A 21,235-nucleotide genomic window follows, 5' to 3' on the forward strand; every position below is an offset into this window, starting at 1 on the left:
AAGTGACGGCTGCCCCGTCGCCGGCTCGCCGTCCGCCGGCCGTGAGACGATCTGGTCGTGACGGCGATCATCCTGGACGGCAAGGCGACCGCAGCCAAGATCAAGGACGAACTGCGGGTACGGGTCAAGGCGTTGGCCGAGCGAGGGGTCACCCCCGGCCTGGGCACCGTCCTGGTCGGCGCGGACCCCGGCTCGGAGGCGTACGTCAACGGCAAGCACCGCGACTGCGCCGAGGTGGGCATCGCCTCGATCCGCCGGGAGCTGCCCGCCGACGCCACCCAGCAGCAGCTCGACGACGTGCTCACCGAGCTGAACGCCGACCCGGGCTGCCACGGCTACATCGTCCAGCTGCCACTGCCGGCGCACCTCGACACCCAGCGGGCCCTGGAGCTGATCGACCCCGACAAGGACGCCGACGGCCTGCACCCGGTGAACCTGGGCCGGCTGGTGCTCGGCTACGACGGCCCACTGCCCTGCACCCCGCGCGGCATCGTCGAGCTGCTCCGCCGGTACGACGTGCCGCTGCGCGGTGCCAACGTCGCCCTGGTCGGCCGGGGCAACACCGTCGGCCGGCCGCTCGGCCTGCTGCTCAACCGGCGCAGCGAGAACGCGACCGTCACCCTGTGCCACACCGGCACCCTCGACCTCGCCGCCCACACCCGCGCCGCCGACATCGTCATCGTCGCCGCCGGGGTGCCCGGTCTGCTCACCGCCGACATGGTCACCCCGGGCACCACGGTGGTCGACGTCGGCATCACCCGGGTGATCGGCGACGACGGCAAGGGTCGCTACACCGGCGACGTGGACCCGGAGGTGGCCCAGGTCGCCGCCCGGCTCGCGCCGATGCCGGGAGGCGTCGGGCCGATGACCCGGGCCATGCTGCTCACCAACGTCGTCGAACGCGCCGAACGCGGCTGACCTCCCCTGCGGCGCTGTGGCTCCCCCGCTGCTGCCGGCTGGCCTCCTCTGCCGGCTGGCCGCGCCTGCCGGCTGACCTCCCCTGCTAGGGCACCATGGGGCAGGTCCGCAACCGGATGTGGACCGAGGCGCTCGCCGCTGGCCAGCTGTCCCGCTGGACAGCCAGCTTTCCCCGCTCGGCGGTTGACTCCCCGCTGCCGGCTGACCTCCTCTGCTCGGCCGCCGGTTGTCCCGCTGGTCGGCCGGTTGTCCCGCTGGGGTGGCCGGCCTTCCCCCGCTTGGCGGTTGACTCCCCAGCGCGGCGGCGGGTGTTCCCTGCTGGGCGGGGTGGTCTGCCCTGCGCGGCGGTGGCGCACGCCTGCGCTACCGGGACGCTCCGCCGCAGGTGCCGCCGCCCACCGCGTACCCCGTCGGGAACCGGGCGGTGGTGACGTTGGCCCCATCCCGGGGATGGTCGCCGCCCCTGGCCCGAACGGTGCCACGTTGACTGTTACGGTCGGGAAAACCGACTGGTAGCAGGGGAGTGGGACGACCATGGGTAAGAAGGTCACTGTCGTCGGGGCCGGGTTCTACGGCTCCACCACCGCACAGCGCCTGGCCGAGTACGACGTCTTCGACACCGTCGTGATCACCGACATCGTGGAGGGCAAGCCGGCGGGTCTCGCGCTGGACCTCAACCAGTCCCGCGCGATCGAGGGCTTCGAGACCAAGGTCGTCGGTGCCACCACCGGCCCCAACGGCGAGGGCTACGAGGCCATCGAGGGCTCGGACGTCGTGGTGATCACCGCGGGTCTGCCCCGTAAGCCGGGCATGAGCCGGATGGACCTGCTGGAGACCAACGCCAAGATCGTGCGGCAGGTCGCCGAGAACGTCGCCAAGTACGCCCCGAACGCCGTCGTCATCGTGGTGTCCAACCCGCTCGACGAGATGACCGCGCTCGCCCAGCTCGCCACCCAGTTCCCCAAGAACCGGGTGCTCGGCCAGGCCGGCATGCTCGACAGCGCCCGGTTCACCAACTTCGTCGCCGAGGCCCTCGACGTACCGGTGAAGTCGGTCAAGACGCTGACCCTCGGCTCGCACGGCGACACCATGGTCCCGGTGCCGTCGCAGAGCACCGTCAACGGCAAGCCGCTGCGCGACGCGATGCCCGCCGAGCAGATCGAGGAGCTGGTCGTCAAGACCCGCAACGGTGGCGCCGAGGTCGTCGCGCTGCTCAAGACCGGTTCGGCGTACTACGCCCCGTCCGCCGCCGCCGCCCGGATGGCACGGGCCGTGGCCGAGGACTCCGGCGCGGTCATGCCGGTCTGCGCCTGGGTCGACGGCGAGTACGGCATCTCCGGGGTCTACCTGGGCGTCGAGGCCGAGATCGGCGCGGAGGGCGTGAAGCGGGTCGTCGAGACCGACCTGGACGCCGACGAGCTGGCCAGCCTCAAGGAGGCCGCCGAGGCCGTCCGCGCCAAGCAGGCCGACGTGGCCAGCATGTGATCCGCTGAACCATCCGCCGCAGGGGCGGGACGGCTTCCGCCGTCCCGCCCCTGCGCCGTCCCCACCCCGCCCCGTCCCGCCGGTCCCCGCCCCGGTGATCAAGAGGTTTGGGTCAGGAAATCGCCCTGACGTGACCCAAACCTCTTGATCGCCGCCGACGGGTGCCCGGCTCCGGTGGTGATCAAGAGGTTTGGGTCAGGAAATCGCCCCGGCATGACCGAAACCTCTTGATCACCGGGGCGGGGCGAGGCGGGGCGGGCGGGAGGGGAGGGGTGCGGGGTGGGGGCGTGGGGCGGGGTGGCTCCGATCAGCGTCTGGGTGGCGTGGGGGCGGGCGGGGTGGGCGGGTGGGGGGTGAAGGGGGCGGTGAGGTGGGGGGTGGCCAGGAGGGTGGGGGTGGAGGTGGTGGCGAGCTGGTCGAGCAGGGTGGTGCGGGAGTCCCGGGCGGTGGTCGGGTCCGCCTCGTGGGCGTAGGCCAGCTCCGGGTTGATCAGCTGCACCACGTGCACCAGCAGGTCGCCGGTGAACAGGATCCGGTCGTCGCCGGTGTCGACCAGCACGCACTGGTGGCCGGGGGTGTGCCCGGGGGTGGGCAGCAGGCGTACCCCGGGGGTGAGGGTGGTGTCGCCGTCGACCACGCGGAGCTGGCCGGCGGCGCGCAACGGCGCGATCAGACCGGCCGGCAGTCCCGGGTTGATGCTCTCCACGGCGGCCAGTTCGGCCCGCTGGAGCAGGTAGGTCGCGTTGCGGAAGTAGGGCCGGCCCGGGGTGCCGGTCACCGCCCAGCCGATGTGGTCGCTGTGCAGGTGGGTGAGGATCACGGTGTGTACGTCGGCCGGGTCGATGCCGGCGGCGGCCAGTTCGGCCGGCAGTCGGCCGGGGACCGGTGCCCAGCTCGCGGCGGGCGAGTCGGCTGGTCCGATGCCGGCGTCGATCAGGGTCACCGGCCCGTCCCCGACGCGCAGCGCGAAGGCGCGGAACGGCAGCCACCAGCCGCCGTCGTCGGTGACCGAACCGGGTTCGCGCCGGTCCGCCTCGCGCCAGTGTGCGGCGGTGGCTCCGGGGAATGCCTGCGTCCGGGGCTGGAAGAACGGTCCCTCACCGTCGGTGAGGGCGGTGACCGTGATAGACCCGAGGGTGCGGCTCAGTGGCATCCGGTGATGGTGCCAGGGTCCGCCCCGGCCCACGCGGTGATTTTGGCCGTCCGGGGCCGCCGGGTCGAGGCCGGCTCGGTGCCGTGAACCGGTTTCCAGTACGCTCGTACTGCTTGAGCACGTGTCCCCCGAGAGGAGCGCCGGCCGATGGCGAAGATCAAGGTAAACAACCCGGTCGTAGAGCTCGACGGCGACGAGATGACCCGGATCATCTGGAAGCAGATCCGGGAGCAGCTGATCCTGCCCTACCTCGACGTCGACCTGCACTACTACGACCTGTCGATCCAGCACCGGGACGCCACCGACGACCAGGTGACCATCGACGCCGCGAACGCCATCAAGGAGCACGGCGTCGGCGTCAAGTGCGCCACCATCACCCCGGACGAGGCCCGGGTGGAGGAGTTCGGCCTCAAGAAGATGTGGCGGTCGCCGAACGGCACCATCCGTAACATCCTCGGCGGCGTGGTCTTCCGCGAGCCGATCATCATGTCGAACGTGCCCCGGCTGGTCCCCGGCTGGACCAAGCCGATCATCATCGGCCGGCACGCCCACGGCGACCAGTACAAGGCCACCGACTTCGTGGTCCCCGGCCCGGGCACGGTGACCATCACCTACACCCCGGCCGACGGCGGCACCCCGATGGAGATGGAGGTCGCCAACTTCCCCGGCGGCGGCATCGCCATGGGCATGTACAACTACGACGAGTCGATCCGGGACTTCGCCCGCGCCTCGTTCCGGTACGGCCTGGACCGGGGCTACCCGGTCTACCTGTCCACCAAGAACACCATCCTCAAGGCGTACGACGGCCGGTTCAAGGACCTCTTCGCCGAGGTGTTCGAGAACGAGTTCAAGGACGAGTTCGCCGCCGCCGGCATCACCTACGAGCACCGGCTCATCGACGACATGGTCGCCGCCGCGCTCAAGTGGGAGGGCGGCTACGTCTGGGCCTGCAAGAACTACGACGGTGACGTGCAGTCCGACACCGTCGCGCAGGGCTTCGGCTCGCTCGGCCTGATGACCTCCGTGCTGCTCTCCCCGGACGGTCGTACCGTCGAGGCGGAGGCCGCGCACGGCACGGTCACCCGGCACTACCGGCAGTACCAGAAGGGCGAGAAGACCTCGACCAACCCGATCGCCTCGATCTACGCCTGGACCCGGGGCCTGGCCCACCGGGGCAAGCTGGACGGCACCCCGGCGGTCACCGAGTTCGCCGACACCCTGGAGCAGGTCATCGTCGACACCGTCGAGTCCGGCCAGATGACCAAGGACCTCGCGCTGCTCATCTCGCGCGACGCCCCGTGGCAGAGCACCGACGAGTTCATGAACACCCTCGACGAGAACCTGGCGCGCAGGCTCAGCGCCTGACCCTCGCCCGTACCCACGGAACCCGTCGGCGGACCGCCGACGGGTTCCGTCGTCTGCGGCCAGGCGGCGCGCACCGCCGGCACCGGTGCGCCAGAAGGTCGGCAGCACCGGCAGCACAGCACCGGCCCCGGCGGTCGGCGGCCCCGGCGGCACCGGCACTGGCACCGGCCCCGGCAGCACCGGTCCCGGCGGCCTGCGGTCGGGGGCACCGGCGGTGCCACCCGTCCGGGTGACGGCGGCGTCACCGGTCGGGGAAGAGGTCGTTGAGCCGGGTGGACGTGGTGCCAGTCGCGTCCAGGGAGCACGTCGGTCACCGCACGGCACCAGTGCCGATCGACAAGCCTCCCGGGCTGTCGAGCACAGCCAGCCGTCCCTTCCCCGCGGGGGGCCCGTCCCGGGCCCCCCGCGTCCTGCTGTGCGGGGTCGGCCGGCGGGCAGGGGTGCGGGGTCAGCCGGCGCGCAGGAGCTCGGCGGCGCGCTCGGGGGCGATGTCGTTGATGAAGACCCCCATGCCCGACTCGGAGCCGGCCAGGTACTTCAGTTTGTCCTTCGCCCGGCGGATGGTGAACAGCTGCAGGTGCAGGTGGCCCAGCTCCCGGTCGATCCGCACCGGCGCCTGGTGCCAGGCCGCGATGTACGGCATGGGCAGGTCGAACAGCCCGTCGAAGCGGCGTAGCACGTCAAGATAGAGCGGGCCGAACGCGTCCCGTTCGGCGTCGTCGAGCGCCGGGATGTCCGGCACCGGCCGGTGCGGCGCGACGTGCACCTCGAACGGCCAGCGGGCCGCCGCCGGCACGTACGCCGTCCAGTGGTCGTTGGCCGCGACCACCCGGTCCCCGGCGGCGCGCTCGGTGGCGAGCACGTCGGCGTAGAGGTTGCCGCCGCCGGTGCGCTCCGCGTGCCGGCGGGCCGCCGCGAGCAGCGACCGGGTACGCGGTGTGACGAACGGGTACGCGTAGATCTGGCCGTGCGGGTGGTGCAGGGTGACGCCGATCTCCACCCCCCGGTTCTCGAAGCAGAACACCTGCTCCACCCCGGGCAGCGCGCCGACCGCCGTGGTCCGGTCGGCCAGCGCGTCCAGCACCAGCCGGACCCGGGCGGGGGAGAGGCTGGCGAAGGACGCCTGGTGGTCGTCGGTGAAGCAGACCACCTCGCAGCGTCCCTGGCCTGGGCGGACCGGGGTGAACCCGGTGATCTCGGCCGGCTCGTCGGCGATCCGTTGGCTCAGCGAGGGGAACCGGTTCTCGAAGACCGCCACGTCGTAGTCGGGGGCGGGGATCTCGCTGTGCCGGTCGCCCCGGGACGGGCACAGCGGGCACTGGTCGGCCGGGGGGAGGAAGGTCCGGGTCTGCCGGTGCACCGCCACCGCCACCCACTCGTCGGTGAGCGGGTCGTACCGTAGCTGGGAGGCTGGCGGAGGTGGGGGCAGCTCCCGCTGGTCCGGCTGGTCCCGGACGGCGTCGTCCCGCTCGTCGAAGTAGATCAGCTCGCGGCCGTCGGCCAGCTCGATCGCCGTACGCTTCACCGCGTCGTCTCCTGCCCGGTCGCCCGGCCCGTGCCTGTCACGATCACCAGCTCGCCCACCTTCTCGTCGATCACCCGGCGCGCTTCGGGGGCCAACCGGTCGTCGCTGACCAGCACGTCGGCGGCGCCCAGGCCGACGATGGAGGAGATGCCCACGGTGCCCCACTTGGTGTGGTCGGCGAGGACGACCAGCCGGTCGGCGGCCTCCACCAGGGCCCGGTCGGTCTCCGCCTCCATCAGGTTGGGGGTGGTGAAACCGGCCCGCTCGGTGATCCCGTGTACGCCGAGGAAGAGCAGGTCCAGGTGCAGCGACCGGATGGCCTCCACGGCCAGCGGGCCGACCAGCGCGTCGGACGGGGTGCGTACCCCGCCGGTCAGCACCACGGTCTGGTCGGGGCGGCCGGCGGTGTGCAGGATCTCGGCCACCGGCAGCGAGTTGGTCACCACGGTCAGCCCGGCGACGTCGACCAGGCGGCGGGCCAGCTCGGCGGTGGTGGTGCCGGCGGAGAGGGCGATCGCCGCACCGGGCCGGACCAGTTCGGCCGCGTGACCGGCGATGGCGGCCTTCTCGGCGGACTGCCGGACGGACTTGGCGTGGAAGCCCGGTTCGTCGGTCGAGCCGGGGCCGGTGGTGGTGGCCCCGCCGTGCACCTTGGCCAGCAGCCCCTGGTCGTGCAGGGTGTCCAGGTCGCGCCGGATGGTCATGTCGGAGACACCGAACTCGGCGGCCAGCTCGGTGACCCGTACGCCACCGGCGGTCCGGACCCGGTCGAGGATCGTCGCCTGTCGCTGCCGTGCCAGCATCCGCCGCACCTCCCCGCATACCTGCACGCGCTCAAACGTGTTCAAACAAGATTGAACACTAGCGCGCAGCAGGCAGCGGCGGAAGTGGAACCCCCGAGGTCAGGCGGACGGCAGGCGCGGCTCCACCCAGCCGGTCTCGGTGAGGTGGTTCATCACCGCCTGCACCGCCTCCTCGATGCTCTGGCCGGTGGTGTCGACCACCAGATCGGCATCGGTCGGCGTCTCGTACGGATCGTCGATGCCGGTCATCCCGGTGAGCAGGCCGGCCCGGGCCCGGGCGTACAGCCCCTTGCGGTCGCGCTGCTCACAGACCTCCAACGGGGTGGCCACGTGCACCAGCAGGAACCCCGCCCCGGCGGACCGGGCCATCTCCCGCACGGCGGCCCGCGCCTGGGCGTACGGGGCGATCGGGCAGCAGATGCCCACCCCCCGGTGCCTGGCGATCTCGGCCGCCACCCAGCCGATCCGCCGGACGTTGGCGTCCCGGTCGGCCCGGCTGAAGGTCAACCCGGCCGACAACTCCCGGCGCACCACGTCGCCGTCGAGCAGGGTGATCGTGCGCTCGCCCTGCTCACGGAGCAGATCGGCCAGCCCCCGGGCGATGGTGGACTTGCCGGAACCGGAGAGCCCGGTCAGGAAGACCACCAGCCCCCGGTGCCGGCGCGGCGGGCGGGCCCGGGCGAGCTCCTTGGCCACCGCCGGCGGGGTGTGCCACTCGGGCAGCGGGAACCCCCGGTCGAGCAGGTCGTCGATCTCCGCCTCGCTCAGCGCCAGCTTGCGGTTACGCGGGGGGATGTCGTCCCGCCAGCGCCACTGGCCGTCCCGGCTGTCGTAGGCCAGCTCGCGGGGGACCAGCACCCGCAGCCCCGCCCCGGAGAGCATGGCGCCGGTGGAGAGGAGGTGGGTCACCCCGTACGCGGCGGAGATCCTCGCCCGCAACAGGGCGTCGCTGATCTCGTCGGCGCGGCGGGGCAGCGGCACCGCGACCAGGGTCGCCGGGGGCATCCGGTCCCGGGCGGCGAAAACGCTGCGGACCAGGGCCTCGGTGGGCAGCCCACCCGCGCCGTCCTCGCCGACCGGGATCATCACCAGCAGGTGCGCGCCGAGGGTACGGGCGGCGTGCGCGATCTGCGCCAGCTGCGGCCGGTGCAGCGGCCGGTCGGCGATCACCCCGAGCACCCGTCCCGGGGGCAGCAGCGGCCGGATCTCCTCCGGACCCCGGCGCAGCCGCTGGAACGGGCCGTGCCCGCCGTCGCCGAGCCGGCGGACCGGGCCGCCCAGCCCGGCCACACCCTCGCGGACCGGCCAGACGTCGGTCACCTCAAGGGCCGCCACCGGGGCGCCCTCGCCGTCGGTGAGCACCAGCGTCCGCCGGCCCGGGTCGGCCTGGTCCAGCCCGTCGGCGACGGCGGTGGGCACCTGGAGGGTCACCGGGACCGGCCAGGAGGTGCCGTCGGCCAGCCGACCGCGACGCTGCAGCGAGGCCAGGTCGGCGCGGGTCATGAAGCCGGCCAGCGGGGTGTACGCCCCGCTCAGCAGCAACTCCAGATCGGCCAGCTCACCGGGGCGCGGCGCGTACGCGGGGGCATCCCGCAGCACGTCCTCGGGCAGCACTGAACCGTTGCTCATCCGTACCCCTCACTCGCTGGCCGGATCACAGTTTCTCAGTCGGCCGGCGATCGGTCGAGAGCGCCACTCCACTGCCGACCCGGAAGTGGATCAACGGGGGAGGGTGTCGACCGGTCGATGAGCGAGGTCAACCCACCGGAACCAGGGGTGCGGCACCGAACGAGACGGCGAATCTCTGACACCAGATCGCGACACTCGTCAGCCCGGCGGGGTCGGTGCCGGACGGGATGGCGTACGCCTGGTCGCCCTTGTTGCCCTTGAGTCGGCCCAGCTCCACCCGGCGGCCGTCGTCGAACACGCCCCAGCCGGCCCGGCCGGTGCGGACCGGCTGGTCGGTCAGCCAGACCTTCAGGTCGGGGCCGTTGGAGGTGTCCAACCCGACCAGTTCCAGCCGGTGCCCCCCGTCTGCGGTACGGACGATCCGGGCGGTGCCCGAGGTGTCGTGTTCATGACTGACGAACTCTCCCCGGCTGACCACCACCGGCCGGGTGCTGGTGGGGCTACCGGCGGGGGTGCCGGTGGCCGGGGTGGTCGGCGTGGTCCCGGCGGGGGTGGTCCCGGTGGGCGTGCCGCCGGGGGCGTCGGTCGGGGGGGTGCCGGCCGGGGCGGCGTCCACCTCGGAGAGCTGTTCGTCGACCTGGTTGTCGGTCACCACCTTCCAGGGTTGGAACCAGTACAGGCCGAAGGCGGCCCCGACGCCGAGAACGGCGACGGCGACCCAGGTCAGCGGGGCACGGAACAGACGACGGGACATGCTGCCCAGTCTCTCCGGACCACGGCGGCCCGGCACCGCCCAGCGCCGTTACGAAAGCCTTACCGCCCCGGCTGTGCGGACAGCGCCCCGGCCGTGCGGACAGCGCCTCGGCCGGCCGAGGCCGGGGCGCAGGTCGGGGCAGGGAATCAGGGGCGACCCCGGGCGATTCCGGATACCCGCCAGGGTGCCGCCTCCCTAGGCTGGCGGCGTGACACTGATCGCGACCGAGTCGCTGACCAAGACGTACGGGGGCCGGGTCACCGCGTTGACCGACCTCACCGTCGCGGTCGAGCCGGGGATCATCGGGCTGGTCGGCGCCAACGGCGCCGGCAAGTCGACCCTGATAAAGATCCTGCTGGGCCTGCTCCCGCCGACCAGCGGGCGGGTCTCCGTGCTCGACCTCGACCCCACCACCGACCCGGCGGCGGTCCGCGCCCGGGTCGGCTACATGCCGGAGCACGAGGCGCTCCCACCCGACCTGTCCGCCGCCGAACTCGTCACCCACCTCGGGCGGATGAGCGGCCTACCCCGGACGGTGGCCCGCGAGCGCGCCTCCGAGACGCTGCGGCACGTCGGCCTCTACGAGGAGCGGTACCGGCCGGTGGGCGGCTACTCCACCGGGATGAAGCAGCGGGTCAAGCTCGCCCAGGCCCTGGTGCACGACCCGGACCTGCTGCTGCTCGACGAGCCCACCAACGGCCTCGACCCGGCCGGCCGGGACGCCATGCTCGCCCTGGTCCACCGGATCGGCACCGAGTTCGGCATCTCCGTGCTGGTCTGCTCGCACCTGCTCGGCGAGGTGGAGCGGATCTGCGACACCCTGATCGCCATTGACGGTGGGCGGCTCCTGCGCGCCGACCGGATCGACGCGATGACCTCGGCCACCGACCTGCTCGCCGTCGAGGTCAGCGAGGGCACCGACCAGCTGGCCGGCCGGCTCGCCGCGCTCGACCTGCCGGTGACCCGCGACGGCCGGATGCTCCTCGTCCCGCTGGTCGACGAGCGCACGTACGACCTGATCCTCGGCGTGGTCGCCGAGCTGGACCTGCCGCTGCACCGGCTGGACCAGCGCCGGCACCGGGTGGCCGAACTCTTCGCCCCGAGGGAGCCCAGCAATGCCTGAGCCGACCGGCGTCATCCACGACATCGGCTACCAGCGGTACACCGGCCCGAGGCTGGGCCGCCGGCACGTCTTCGGCGCGCTCTACGGGCACGGCCTGCGGACCGTCTTCGGGTTGGGCCGCAGCGCCAAGGCGAAGATCTTCCCCTGGCTGGTCGTCGGCATCGTGACCGTGGTGGCCGCGGGCCTTACCGCCGTCCGTAGCCAGCTCGGCGAGGTGGTGATGACGTACGCCCAGTTCGCCGACGCGATGAGCTGGCTGGTCATCTTCTTCGTCGCGGTGGCCGCCCCCGAGCTGGTCTCCCGGGACCTGCGCAGCGGCGTGCTCCCGCTCTACTTCTCCCGCCCGCTGCCGCGCGACGACTACGCGCTGGCCAAGCTGCTCTCCCTGGTCAGCGCGATCTGGCTGCTGTTGGGCGGGCCGCAGCTGGTGATGTTCCTGGGGGCGGCGTTCACCACCCCCGACGGCCTGCGCGGGACCTGGAACGAGCTGCTGGACCTGCTGCCCGGGTTGCTCTACGCCGGGCTGTGGGCGGTGGTCTTCGCCTCGATCGGTCTGCTGGTCGCCTCGCTCACCGGCAAGCGGGCCTTCGCCGCCGGTGGGATCGTGGCGGTCTTCCTGATGACCACCCCGGTCGTCGGCGTGCTGTCGATCCTGCCGTCCCGCGCGGTCAACGAGCTGGCCCTCCTGGCCTCGCCGTCGACCCTGGTGCAGGGGGTCGGCTCGTGGGCGTTGCAGGACCTGCTCTACCCGGGCGCCGGCACCGGCCCGCCGATCGGCAGCTTCGGCCCGGTCTACGCGGTCGTCGCCGTACTGCTGGTCTCCGCCTGCACCGCCCTGCTGCTGCTGCGATACCGGAAGGTGGCCGCCCGATGACCACACTCGACACCGACGCCCGACCGGCGGTCACCACCAGCACCCTGGATCTCGTCGGGGTCTCCCGCTGGTACGGGAACGTGGTGGCGGTCAACGACGTCACCATGCGGCTGGGCCCCGGGGTGACCGGCCTGCTCGGCCCCAACGGCGCCGGCAAGACCACCCTGCTGCACATGATGGCCGGCTTCCTCGCCCCGTCCCGGGGCACGCTCACCCTCGACGGCGAGTCGACCTGGCGCAATCCCGGTGTCTACCGGCAGCTCGGGCTGGTCAGCGAGCGGGAGGCGGTGCACTCCTTCCTCACCGCCAAGGAGTTCGTGCTGGCCAGTGCGAAGCTGCACCGGCTGCCCGACCCGCAGGCCGCGGCCCGCCGGGCGATCGAGCTGGTCGAGATGACCGACGCTCAGGACCGCCGGATCGGCACGTACTCCAAGGGGATGCGGCAACGTACCCGGGTGGCCGCCGCGCTGGTGCACGACCCGCAGGTGCTGCTGCTCGACGAGCCGTTCAACGGGATGGACCCGCGCCAGCGGCTGCACATGATGGGTCTGCTGCACTCCCTCGGCGACGCCGGGCGGACGATCCTGTTCAGCTCGCACATCCTGGAGGAGGTCGAGCAGGTCTCCGGCACGGTGCAGGTGATGGTGGCCGGCCGGTTGGCCGCCTCGGGCGACTTCCGGACCATCCGCCGGCTGATGACCAACCGACCGCACGTCTTCGCGGTCCGCTCCACCGACGACCGGGCGCTGGCCGTGGCGCTGATGGCCGACCCGTCGGTCACCGGCGTCGAGCTGGACAAGACCGGCCTGACCGTACGGGCCGGCGACTACGGCGCGTTCACCCGGGCGCTGCCCAAGATCGCGCTCGCCCGGCAGATCCGGGTCCGGCAGTTGACCCCCGAGGACGAGTCCCTGGAGAGCGTCTTCTCCTACCTGGTGGAGGCCTGATGTCGACCGTTTCCTGGATCACCGCGCGTGGGCTCTTCGGCCGTCGCCGGTTCCTCATGCTGCTGCCGCTGCCGGCGGTGCTGGTGCTGCTCGCCGTGCTCTGCCGGTCGCTCGGGGTCGACCCGGGCGAGTGGGCGTCGCCGGTGCTGGTCGGCCTCGGTCTGGCCGTGGTGCTGCCGGTGGTGGCGCTCATCGTCGGCACCGGCGTGCTGGGTGCGGAGATCGACGACGGCACCGTGGTGCACATCCTGACCAAGCCGATGCCGCGCTGGCAGATCGTGCTGCCGAAACTCGCGGTGGCCGCCGGGGTCAGCGCGGTCACCGTCGCCGTGCCGCTCTACGTCGCGGGCGTGCTCGCCGACTCGGTACGCCTCGGCCTGGCCCTCGCCGCCGCTTCGGCGCTGGGTGCGCTGGCCTACTCGGCGCTGTTCCTGGCGCTCAGCCTGGTCACCCGGCGGCCGGTGCTGCTCGGCCTGGTGTACGTGCTGATCTGGGAGGGGCTGCTGGGCAACTTCGTCAGCGGCACCAGGGTGCTGTCGATCCAGCAGTGGGTGATCGCCCTGGCCGACCGGATGGCCCCCACGGCACTGCTGTCGACGACCGTCTCGGTGCCGGTGGCGGTCGTGTTGATCGCCCTGGTGAGCGTCGGCTTCACCGTCCTGGCGATCGACCGGCTCCGCTCCTTCAGCGTCGCCGGAGAAACCAGCTGACCCGGTCCGGCCGGACCGGACGATGACCGGTCGACACCGTTGCGCAGATGTGGCGGTACCCGGTTGCATGGGTACCGCCACATCGGCGATCCGGCACCGACCCGCCTCAGAAGGCGCTGGCGATGACGAGTTCGGGGGTGCGGTCGGGGAGCAGGTCGAGGGTGGTGATCCGGCCGGCGGCGCGCACGTCGTCGGCGATCAGGGTGAGCTGGTCGAGCAGGGCCGCCGGGCCCAACGCCTCGGCCAGCGGGATCTCCGCCCGCATCGACAGCTTGCGGTCGGACTTGGCCCGGCGGATCTGGGCCAGGGCGTCCCCGGCCAGCCGGAGCAGGGCCGGGTCACCGGTGCCGGTGATGGCCCGGTCCACCTCGTACGTGGTGGGCCAGGTCGCCCGGTGCACCGAGCCGTACCGCCACCACGACCAGACCTCCTCGGTCACGTACGGCAGCACCGGGGCGAAGAGCCGTAGCTGCACCGACAGGGCGGTGGCGAGTGCCGCCCGGGCCGAGTCGGCACCCGGCCCGGTGCCGTAGGCGCGTTCCTTCACCAACTCGATGTAGTCGTCGCAGAACCGCCAGAAGAACGCCTCGGTGGCCTGTAGGGCGGTCGTGTGGTCGTACCCGTCGAAGGCGGTCGTCGCGGTGGTGACCACGGCGGACAGTTCGGCGAGCATGGCGGTGTCCAGCGGGGTGGTCGCCGGGGCGCGCAGGGCGTCGCCGGCACCGAGGCCGAGCGCGAACTTCGACGCGTTGAGCAGTTTGGTGGCCAGTCGCCGCCCCACCTTGATCTGCGCCGGGTCGAAGGCCAGGTCCATCCCGGGGCGGCCGTTGGCCGCCCAGTAGCGGACCGCGTCCGACCCGTGCTGCTCCAGCAGCGCCATCGGGGTGACGACGTTCCCCTTGGACTTGGACATCTTCTTGCGGTCCGGGTCGAGGATCCAGCCGGACAACACCGCGTCCTGCCAGGGCAGCACCCCGTGTTCCAGGTGGGCGCGGACCACGGTGGCGAAGAGCCAGGTCCGGATGATCTCCTGCCCCTGCGGGCGCAGGTCCATCGGGAAGATCCGGTCGAACAACTCCGGGTCGGTCTCCCAGCCGCCGACGATCTGCGGGGTCAACGACGAGGTGGCCCAGGTGTCCAACACGTCCGGGTCGCCGACGAAACCGCCCGGCACACCGCGCTGCGATTCGTCGTAGCCGGGCGGCGGTTCGCTGGACGGGTCGATCGGCAACGACGCTTCGTCCGGTGTGAGAGGGTTGGCGTGGTCCGGCTCGCCAACGGCGTCGAGCCGGTACCACACCGGCACCGGCACCCCGAAGAAGCGCTGCCGGCTGACCAGCCAGTCACCGGTCAGCCCACCCACCCAGTGCGCGTAGCGGTGCCCCATGTGCTCCGGCGCCCAGCGCAGCTCGTCACCCCGGGCCAGCAGCTCCGCCCGCAGTCCGGCGTCCCGGCCGCCGTTGCGCAGATACCACTGCCGGGTCGAGACGATCTCCAACGGCCGGTCGCCGCGTTCGTAGAACTTCACCGGATGGGTGATCTCGCGCGGCTCGCCGACCAGGTCACCGGCCTCGCGCAGCAGCTCAACCAGGGCCCGGCGGGCGGCGTTGACCGGCTGCCCGGCCAACGCCGCGTAGGGGGCCGCCGGCACGTCGGCCGGTGGCTCGGCCAGCAGCCGACCGTCCCGGCCGATCACCACCCGGGTCCCCAGGTCGAGGTCCCGCCACCAGGTCACGTCGGTCAGGTCACCGAACGTGCACACCATCGCGACGCCGGTGCCCTTCGCCGGGTCCGCCAGCGGGTGCGCGCGCACCGGCACCTCCACCCCGAACACGGGGGTACGCACCGTTGCGCCCACCAGGTCGGCGTACCGCTCGTCGTCGGGGTGGCAGACCAGCGCCACACACGCCGGCAGCAGCTCCGGCCGGGTGGTGTCGATCAGCACCTCCCGCCCGCCCGGCCCGGTGAACCGCAGCCGGTGGTACGCCCCCGGGCGCTCCCGGTCCTCCAGCTCCGCCTGCGCCACGGCGGTGCCGAACCCGACGTCCCACAGCGTCGGCGCCTCCGCCTGGTACGCCTCATCCCGGGCCAGGTTGCGCAGGAACATCCGCTGCGAGGTGGCCCGCGCCGCCCGCCCGATCGTGGTGTACGTCAGCGACCAGTCCACGGACAGCCCGAGCCGCCGCCAGAGCGCCTCGAAGACCTGCTCGTCGTCGGCGGTCAACCGTTCGCACAGCTCGACGAAGTTGCGTCGGGAGATCGGCGTCGGCTCCCGGCGTCGGGCCTCGGTGACCGGGGCGTCGGGCGGCTGCCACGCCGGGTCGTACGGCAGGGACGGGTCGCAGCGCACCCCGTAGACGTTCTGCACCCGGCGTTCGGTGGGCAGGCCGTTGTCGTCCCACCCCATCGGGTAGAACACGTTGCGACCGCGCATCCGCTGGAACCGGGCCACCGTGTCGGTGTGCGTGTACGAGAAGACGTGCCCCATGTGCAGCTCGCCGGATACGGTCGGCGGCGGGGTGTCGATGGAGTACACGTCGTCGCCGCGACCGTGCCGACGCGGGGTTCCCGCCGGCCCGCGACCCGCTACGGTCGCCTTCTCCCGGTCGAATGCGTACGTGCCCTCCTCCTGCCAGCGGTGCGCCCAGTGCTCCTCGATGCCGTCCAGGGTGGGACGTTCGGGCACACCGGCGCGGGCCGTCCTCGCCGTATCAGTCATCGGTCGATCGTAGGCAGCCTGTGACCTCCCGCCCACCGGCTTTACCCGGCGTGCCGGCCGCCCTGCACCGGGTGGCCGGAACCCGTGTCAGGGCACCGTATCCGGTCGTGGCTGTCTCTCTCGGCGTCGGGCGATCTTGCTGGCGCTTCCGTGCTGAGGCGCGGGCGTCGGACGACGCCCGGTAGTGACGGTGCCGGGTTCGGGCGGCGGCCTGTCGAGCCGGCTGGTCAGACGAGTCCTCCTGAGGAGGCGCGCACAGCGACTTCCGCCGGCTCCGGAGTTCCGCTCCGGAGCCGGCGGAAGTTGTGCCGCTGACCTTCAGCGTCAGTTCAGGAACTGCCAGGTCTGATTCGTGGCGGGCGGGCTCGCACACGCGAACTGGGCGGCCAACGCGCCGTTAGCGGTACTTGCCCCCGAGATTCCCAGGCACAGTCCGCTTCCTCGGTTCTGAAGTCGGAACCACGTCTGCGTGCTGTCGGTCCACAGAACCTTCCAGTCCTGGTTGTAGCCGCTGCCCGGGGCCGCGATGATCGCCGCCGCTCCGGAGGCGGTGCTGGCACCGTCGATTCCCATGTTTCTGGTCGGGTTCGCGGAGTAATTCTGTAAGCTGATCCAGCTGCCATCGTTGATGATGTACCACCGCTGTACGCCGGTGCCCGCGTCGGACTGCTGAACGACCTTGGTCCCGGCGGTAAAGCTGCCATTTTGCGGCTGCAGCAGTTTGAGGGACTTCCTGTTCTGCAGCTTGAAAGGGTTGGCGGCGGCGGCGACGTCAACGTTCGCAGGTGTCACGCTGTCCGGTGAACCGGCACCGTCGGGTGCCGCGTGGGCGGTGACCGGCATGATTACGGTTGCGATTGCGGTTGCTGCGGTCATGGTGGCAGCAGCCACGGCCTTACTGACCCTGTCACGCATCGCTGTTCTCCCCTGTGTCGCGACTCGGTTCCTGTAAATGATCTGATCGAAGGGCTGCCAGACCGTCCATGCGCTACCGCGCCGAGGTAGGCAATTGACGCTCGGTCCGGCCGAACAGAGCCAGTCTGTTCGGCCGGACCGGACGAGCGGGCACAACTAGAAGGCGGTGAAGGACCACGTCTGGTTGATTGCGTTGGCGCAGGTGTAGATGGCGGCCCTCGCGCCGGCGGCGGTGCTGGCGCCGTCGATTCCTAGGCACATCGAGGTGTTCTTGCGGTTCCTGAGATAGAAGAACGTGTCGTCGATTTGCGACACGACCCAGTCTTGGTCGGTGCTGGAGGAGGGGTTGACGATGACCGCCGACGTGTCGGAGGCGGTGCTGGCGCCCGAGGTTCCCAGGTTCCGGACTACGCCGTAGTTCTGGAGGGTGACGTACCCGGAGTCGTCGATCAGGATCCAGCCCTGCAGAGAACTGCTGCTGCTGTTCTGCTGGCGGACGACGGCGTTGTTGGCGGTACTGCTGGCCTGCAGGAACTTGGAGGACTTCTTGTTTCTTACCCCGAACGGAACTGCGGCCAGCGACTGCGACGGGGACACGACCGACGAAATCGGTATCGCTGCCCTGTCGTCGGCCTTTGCCTGCGCGGCTGCCGGGCTGACCGCAATGGCCAGCGCTGCGGTCACAGCCGCTGAGACTGTTGCCCTGATTAATTTGTTACGCACGGTGACTCCTCCCCGTAGTCACTCGGCTGCCCCGAGTGATCCCTTGACAGCGAGAGTGCCAGACGAATCACTCTCATGCAATAGGAATCAACCAATGTTCCGGCGATGATCTCGAGATCGCTGGATGAGTTGTCAACTGGAACCAGCGGGTGGTGTCAGGGCATTCGTAAGGGTGAGATATGACCCGTCCAGTGTCTTGACCACGAACGTTCACGGTGTTGAATGACGTGCCGTGCGGCCAGGCGGCGTCGTGGGATTCAGGCTGTGGTGGTGGCAGATCCGGTACGCGTGTGACGGCTGAGTGATCGGGAAGATCGGCAGCTGCTCAGAATTAACCGAGGTGCCGGTTCACCAATCCGACTACGTCGGGTCACGGCCGTGCTCGCGTCGCGTTCAGGCAGAGCGATCCTCATGTCGAGGATACGCCCAACACAAATTCGTCAGGAGCTCTAAGCAGGTAGTCTCTTCCAGTGGAGAGGCATTGCGGTTAGGACCCTTCTGAACTGGACTGGTCAGGGGTCGTCAGGAAAGCGGCGGGCACGCCTGCGCTGATCAACCGGTGACGTGCCCGGTCCACCGAGGTGGGTGCCCAGTCCGGGTACGTAAGCAAATACAGTAACTGTTGCGCCGCGTCTCGGTTGACCCGAGCCGCAGCGATCGATGCTTCGACAGTGCCCGTTGCCATCTCCCAGTCCCCTTCGGCCGCGCTGAGGGCCGCGCTTGCGTGCGCCGGCCGCGTTGTAACCGCGAGGGCCAGCGCGATGATGGCGACCAGGCTGCCGGCGACGGAGAGGACGGGCAGCAGCCACATGGGCGCGGTAGGCCAGTAGGAGCCGGGCGTGAGGGCGCTGTGTACCGTGGCGATCGGGCCGCTGGTGTCGGCGTGTGAGCGCAGCACACGCCCGAGGTTGAGGTACAGAGCCACGGCAGGTGCCGCCAGAACAATCAGGGCAGTGGCGGTCAGCGCCGTCACTGTTGCTCGGTGCACGGAATTCGCTTGATGAATCCTGCGTGCCATCGTCGCAGCGGACAGCCATCCGGTGATCAGCCCGAGGACTGCGCCGGTGAGGGCAAGGGTAGGTACGGCCGGCGAGTTGGCGGCCCAGGCAGACAGCCTCACGATGCCGCCGTCGGCAACGAAACTGCCGCTGACCTCGAGCACCAGCCCTTGCGACTCGGCAGTGAAGCGGGAGTACCGACTCGGGAGGTGGGTGATGGTCTTGTCGCCCGGATAGAGCACGCTCGCCTGGTCATCGACGACAACGACCGGTGAGACTGACCAGCCCGCCACTGCGTAGCGCTGCTGCGCCTGAGCGGCATCCCAACCGGTGTCGATCCGCATGTCGGCAGCGACCACCGGTGCCGCGTGCGGCGACGTCTTACGCGACACGACCGGCGTCTCGTCGATGCCGGTAGCCCGTTGACTGAGCTCGGCCAGCCCTGCCGTGTCGGGAAGTTCGGCCAGGCTTCGGTTGCCCAGCCATGAGCCGGCTGCTGCACCGAAGGCCCCCAGCAGTACCGCGACGAGCACCACTGCCGCCACCGTGACGGCACGGCGATTCGGAAGCGCAAACCACCGGCGCGCCCGCCTCGCGAACAGACGCGCACCGCCAGCGGCGGTGGACCAGGAGGTGTTCATTCGTCAACTCCTACCGCACGCTCTGTCTTACCGGGCAGCCTGCCCGGCATGCCCCAAAGAGTACGTATGCCCAGACATTGCGTCCATGAGGCGCTGCTTGGGCGGCAGACAGATGCGCCACGGACTCATTCGCCAACCGGGCCGAGTCCTACGCCGGCCGCTGAGGTCAGGGGCCGGCGTAGGACCGCGATCGGCTGACCGCTCCAGCCGGTCAGACGTGGACTCAGTCTGTCGTCGGGGTGGTGGCGGTGTGGTTCTGGCGACAGACCCCGCAGTAAGACACCGAGTTCACCACGAAGGAGAAGGATCCCCGGTCCTGCCCCGGGCTGACCGCCGCCGCCGCTCCGCCCGGATTCTCGCAGCGGTTCTGGTTGGCGCTCAGGGTCAGGCTGGTGCCATTGCTCATGGACCGCGTTCCGGTCGGCATGTTGACGCACCAAACGGACGTGCCCGTGGGGGCGGTGTTCTGAATCAGGGATCCGGAGAAGTTCGTGCCGGTCCAGTTGCAGAACCGCCCCGAGCCGCATCGAGCCAGCGCAGAGCTTGCGTCGGCCTGGGCGGCTCCTGGAACAGCCAGCATGAGCGGGGTCGTGGCGGCGACCGCGAGCGCGGCAAACAGCATCCTGGTCTTGGTCATGTCTGTCCCTTCGACGGTGGGCCGAGGGGCACGACGGCCATGCAGGCAAGGCACCATCTTGGTGATCCTCAAAAACGCGCCCCCGCTTAGGATCACACCTGGTAGCTGAACGATAACTTTCAATGACGGTGAGGGGCAAGGATCGGGTGCGATAATTTTGCAACTTCCATCGAAGTCCGAACACCCGTCTCCTGCGCGGCTTGACCGCGACGGCTGGCCGTCGACCCGGATGGTCCTTCGATGATGTCGTAGCCGGCGGTGGTCCGCTGACGCACCACGCACAGCAGACCTTCGTGCACGACGTCAGCGCACCGCAGACCGGCGGGCCCCGGCGTACGCCGCGTTCAGGGTGACGACGCGTTGCTGCGGCTCTGCCGCAGCATAGGGCGAGCGGGGTCTATGCCTTCTCAAGCACGATCAAGTGGTACTCCAGCCAGCGTCGCGACAATCCGTGTTGCAACGCTGATCCGCCGATCATGTTGGCCCAGAACGGCCTCTCGACAAGACGGTTGCGAACCCGTGGAACCACGGAGGCCGCGCCCACGACCACATTGATCAACCGGTCGCGGGGACGACCGAGGCGCAGGTACGACGTGAGATCCAGGTCTTCCACCATGCGCAGGCCAGCGCTCTCCGACATGGCGGCCAGCTCGGCTACGGTGTGCAAACTGCCGATACGCCAACCGGCGCGGAACTGGTCCAGACAACGATCGCGCGCGGCAAGACCACGATCCTTGTCGGTCATCCAGTCGTCGCACAGGATAAGGCGACCGCCGGGACGCAGCCTGTCCACGAGAGACGGGATCAGATTTTCCAGAGAGGGCGAGTGTACGACCGCCTCAACGGCGACCATGGCGTCATAGTGTGGCTCTGCGGGTAGTTCCGCAAAGTCGGCGCAGATCACTTGACAGCGCTCGGTCAGCCCGGCACGAGCGAACCGCTTTTCAGCGATCTCGGCCTGTACCCGACTGATCGTCACTCCAGATACAGATCCGTCCAGTTCGCGGGCCAGGCCGACCATGGTCGCACCGACGCCACAGCCGAGGTCGAGCAACCTTGCGCCTTCGGCGGGCACGTACCCGCGCAAGCGCTCGGTCATCAAACGGTTGACGGTGTCTGCCGCCTCCGCCGCGCCCGCGACACCGGGCATCCACACCCCGCGGTGGATGGCGTCACTGCCCGGGCTCTCGGCAACCAGCAGGAAGCGACGGGTGTTGTCGTCGTAGTAGTCGGCAACGCGATCAACATGCCCAGCCGCAGCGTTCGTGGATGTCGAACTCATCGCGGCAAGTTAGCACGCTGACCCGACCACTCGG

Annotated in this window: 18 protein-coding genes; 7 read left to right on the top strand and 11 right to left on the bottom strand. The window is 70.7% G+C overall.

All coding sequences use genetic code 11. From position 1 onward, the window contains the following. The first annotated feature begins 57 nt into the window (after positions 1–57). Both AB0B63_RS04665 and mdh read left to right on the top strand, forming a co-directional pair. Positions 58–918 (top strand): bifunctional methylenetetrahydrofolate dehydrogenase/methenyltetrahydrofolate cyclohydrolase, encoded by an 861-nt coding sequence (locus AB0B63_RS04665; protein WP_208567994.1) that lies wholly within the window; start codon positions 58–60, stop codon positions 916–918. Between the two features lie 534 nt (positions 919–1,452). Further along, on the top strand, positions 1,453–2,403 hold the full coding sequence (mdh, locus tag AB0B63_RS04670; RefSeq protein WP_219464661.1) for a malate dehydrogenase: 951 nt from the start codon (positions 1,453–1,455) through the stop codon (positions 2,401–2,403). A 307-nt stretch (positions 2,404–2,710) separates the two neighbouring features. On the opposite strand, the gene AB0B63_RS04675 is transcribed toward mdh, so the two are convergent. Further along, a complete protein-coding gene (locus AB0B63_RS04675; RefSeq protein WP_357014595.1) occupies positions 2,711–3,556 on the bottom strand; it encodes an MBL fold metallo-hydrolase in 846 nt (281 codons plus the stop codon). A gap of 147 nt (positions 3,557–3,703) precedes the next feature. Between AB0B63_RS04675 and AB0B63_RS04680 the strand changes: the two genes are divergently transcribed. Continuing rightward, positions 3,704–4,921, top strand: coding sequence for an NADP-dependent isocitrate dehydrogenase (locus tag AB0B63_RS04680; protein ID WP_208567997.1), 1,218 nt, complete (start codon positions 3,704–3,706; stop codon positions 4,919–4,921). Between the two features lie 448 nt (positions 4,922–5,369). Here AB0B63_RS04680 and galT read toward each other — a convergent pair whose 3' ends face one another. From galT to AB0B63_RS04700, 4 genes are all read right to left on the bottom strand, one after another. Further along, on the bottom strand, positions 5,370–6,446 hold the full coding sequence (gene galT / locus AB0B63_RS04685; RefSeq protein WP_208567998.1) for a galactose-1-phosphate uridylyltransferase: 1,077 nt from the start codon (positions 6,444–6,446) through the stop codon (positions 5,370–5,372). Then, complete coding sequence (locus AB0B63_RS04690) at positions 6,443–7,249, bottom strand: DeoR/GlpR family DNA-binding transcription regulator (RefSeq protein ID WP_208567999.1); 807 nt, start codon at positions 7,247–7,249, stop codon at positions 6,443–6,445. The genes galT and AB0B63_RS04690 overlap by 4 nt, the downstream gene beginning before the upstream one ends. A gap of 99 nt (positions 7,250–7,348) precedes the next feature. After that, positions 7,349–8,878: an adenylyl-sulfate kinase gene (cysC, locus tag AB0B63_RS04695; protein WP_219464656.1), complete on the bottom strand. Its 1,530-nt coding sequence runs from the start codon at positions 8,876–8,878 to the stop codon at positions 7,349–7,351. Between the two features lie 127 nt (positions 8,879–9,005). Next, positions 9,006–9,632: a DM13 domain-containing protein gene (locus AB0B63_RS04700; protein WP_357014599.1), complete on the bottom strand. Its 627-nt coding sequence runs from the start codon at positions 9,630–9,632 to the stop codon at positions 9,006–9,008. A gap of 208 nt (positions 9,633–9,840) precedes the next feature. Between AB0B63_RS04700 and AB0B63_RS04705 the strand changes: the two genes are divergently transcribed. The 4 genes from AB0B63_RS04705 to AB0B63_RS04720 are packed head-to-tail and all read left to right on the top strand — an operon-like array spanning position 9,841 to position 13,286. Beyond that, positions 9,841–10,755 carry an ABC transporter ATP-binding protein gene (locus AB0B63_RS04705; RefSeq protein WP_208568002.1) on the top strand — a complete coding sequence of 305 codons (915 nt, stop codon included), beginning with the start codon at positions 9,841–9,843 and terminating at the stop codon, positions 10,753–10,755. Further along, positions 10,748–11,629 (top strand): ABC transporter permease subunit, encoded by an 882-nt coding sequence (locus tag AB0B63_RS04710; protein WP_357014601.1) that lies wholly within the window; start codon positions 10,748–10,750, stop codon positions 11,627–11,629. The genes AB0B63_RS04705 and AB0B63_RS04710 overlap by 8 nt, the downstream gene beginning before the upstream one ends. Beyond that, positions 11,626–12,576: an ABC transporter ATP-binding protein gene (locus tag AB0B63_RS04715; protein WP_219464650.1), complete on the top strand. Its 951-nt coding sequence runs from the start codon at positions 11,626–11,628 to the stop codon at positions 12,574–12,576. Before AB0B63_RS04710 ends, AB0B63_RS04715 begins: the two co-directional genes overlap by 4 nt. Beyond that, entirely contained in the window at positions 12,576–13,286 is a 711-nt protein-coding gene (locus AB0B63_RS04720) for an ABC transporter permease (protein ID WP_357014603.1), read from the top strand. Before AB0B63_RS04715 ends, AB0B63_RS04720 begins: the two co-directional genes overlap by 1 nt. Before the next feature lie 106 nt (positions 13,287–13,392). Here the strand turns inward: AB0B63_RS04720 and valS are convergent, their stop codons facing one another. From valS to AB0B63_RS04750, 6 genes are all read right to left on the bottom strand, one after another. Then, entirely contained in the window at positions 13,393–16,005 is a 2,613-nt protein-coding gene (gene valS / locus AB0B63_RS04725; RefSeq protein WP_357014605.1) for a valine--tRNA ligase, read from the bottom strand. 324 nt (positions 16,006–16,329) lie between these two features. Then, positions 16,330–16,920: an RICIN domain-containing protein gene (locus AB0B63_RS04730; protein ID WP_208568007.1), complete on the bottom strand. Its 591-nt coding sequence runs from the start codon at positions 16,918–16,920 to the stop codon at positions 16,330–16,332. 156 nt (positions 16,921–17,076) lie between these two features. Beyond that, positions 17,077–17,604 (bottom strand): RICIN domain-containing protein, encoded by a 528-nt coding sequence (locus tag AB0B63_RS04735; protein WP_208568008.1) that lies wholly within the window; start codon positions 17,602–17,604, stop codon positions 17,077–17,079. A gap of 526 nt (positions 17,605–18,130) precedes the next feature. After that, positions 18,131–19,282: a hypothetical protein gene (locus tag AB0B63_RS04740; protein ID WP_357014608.1), complete on the bottom strand. Its 1,152-nt coding sequence runs from the start codon at positions 19,280–19,282 to the stop codon at positions 18,131–18,133. 223 nt (positions 19,283–19,505) lie between these two features. Further along, complete coding sequence (locus AB0B63_RS04745; protein ID WP_357014610.1) at positions 19,506–19,919, bottom strand: peptidase inhibitor family I36 protein; 414 nt, start codon at positions 19,917–19,919, stop codon at positions 19,506–19,508. 397 nt (positions 19,920–20,316) lie between these two features. Continuing rightward, the gene (locus tag AB0B63_RS04750; protein WP_357014612.1) at positions 20,317–21,201 is read right to left on the bottom strand and encodes a class I SAM-dependent methyltransferase; all 885 of its coding nucleotides are present in this window, start codon (positions 21,199–21,201) and stop codon (positions 20,317–20,319) included. Between the last annotated feature and the right edge of the window lie 34 nt (positions 21,202–21,235).

Origin of the sequence: Micromonospora sp. NPDC049081 (genome assembly GCF_040648835.1) — a bacterium.
In the GTDB taxonomy this organism is placed as follows: domain Bacteria; phylum Actinomycetota; class Actinomycetes; order Mycobacteriales; family Micromonosporaceae; genus Micromonospora; species Micromonospora antibiotica.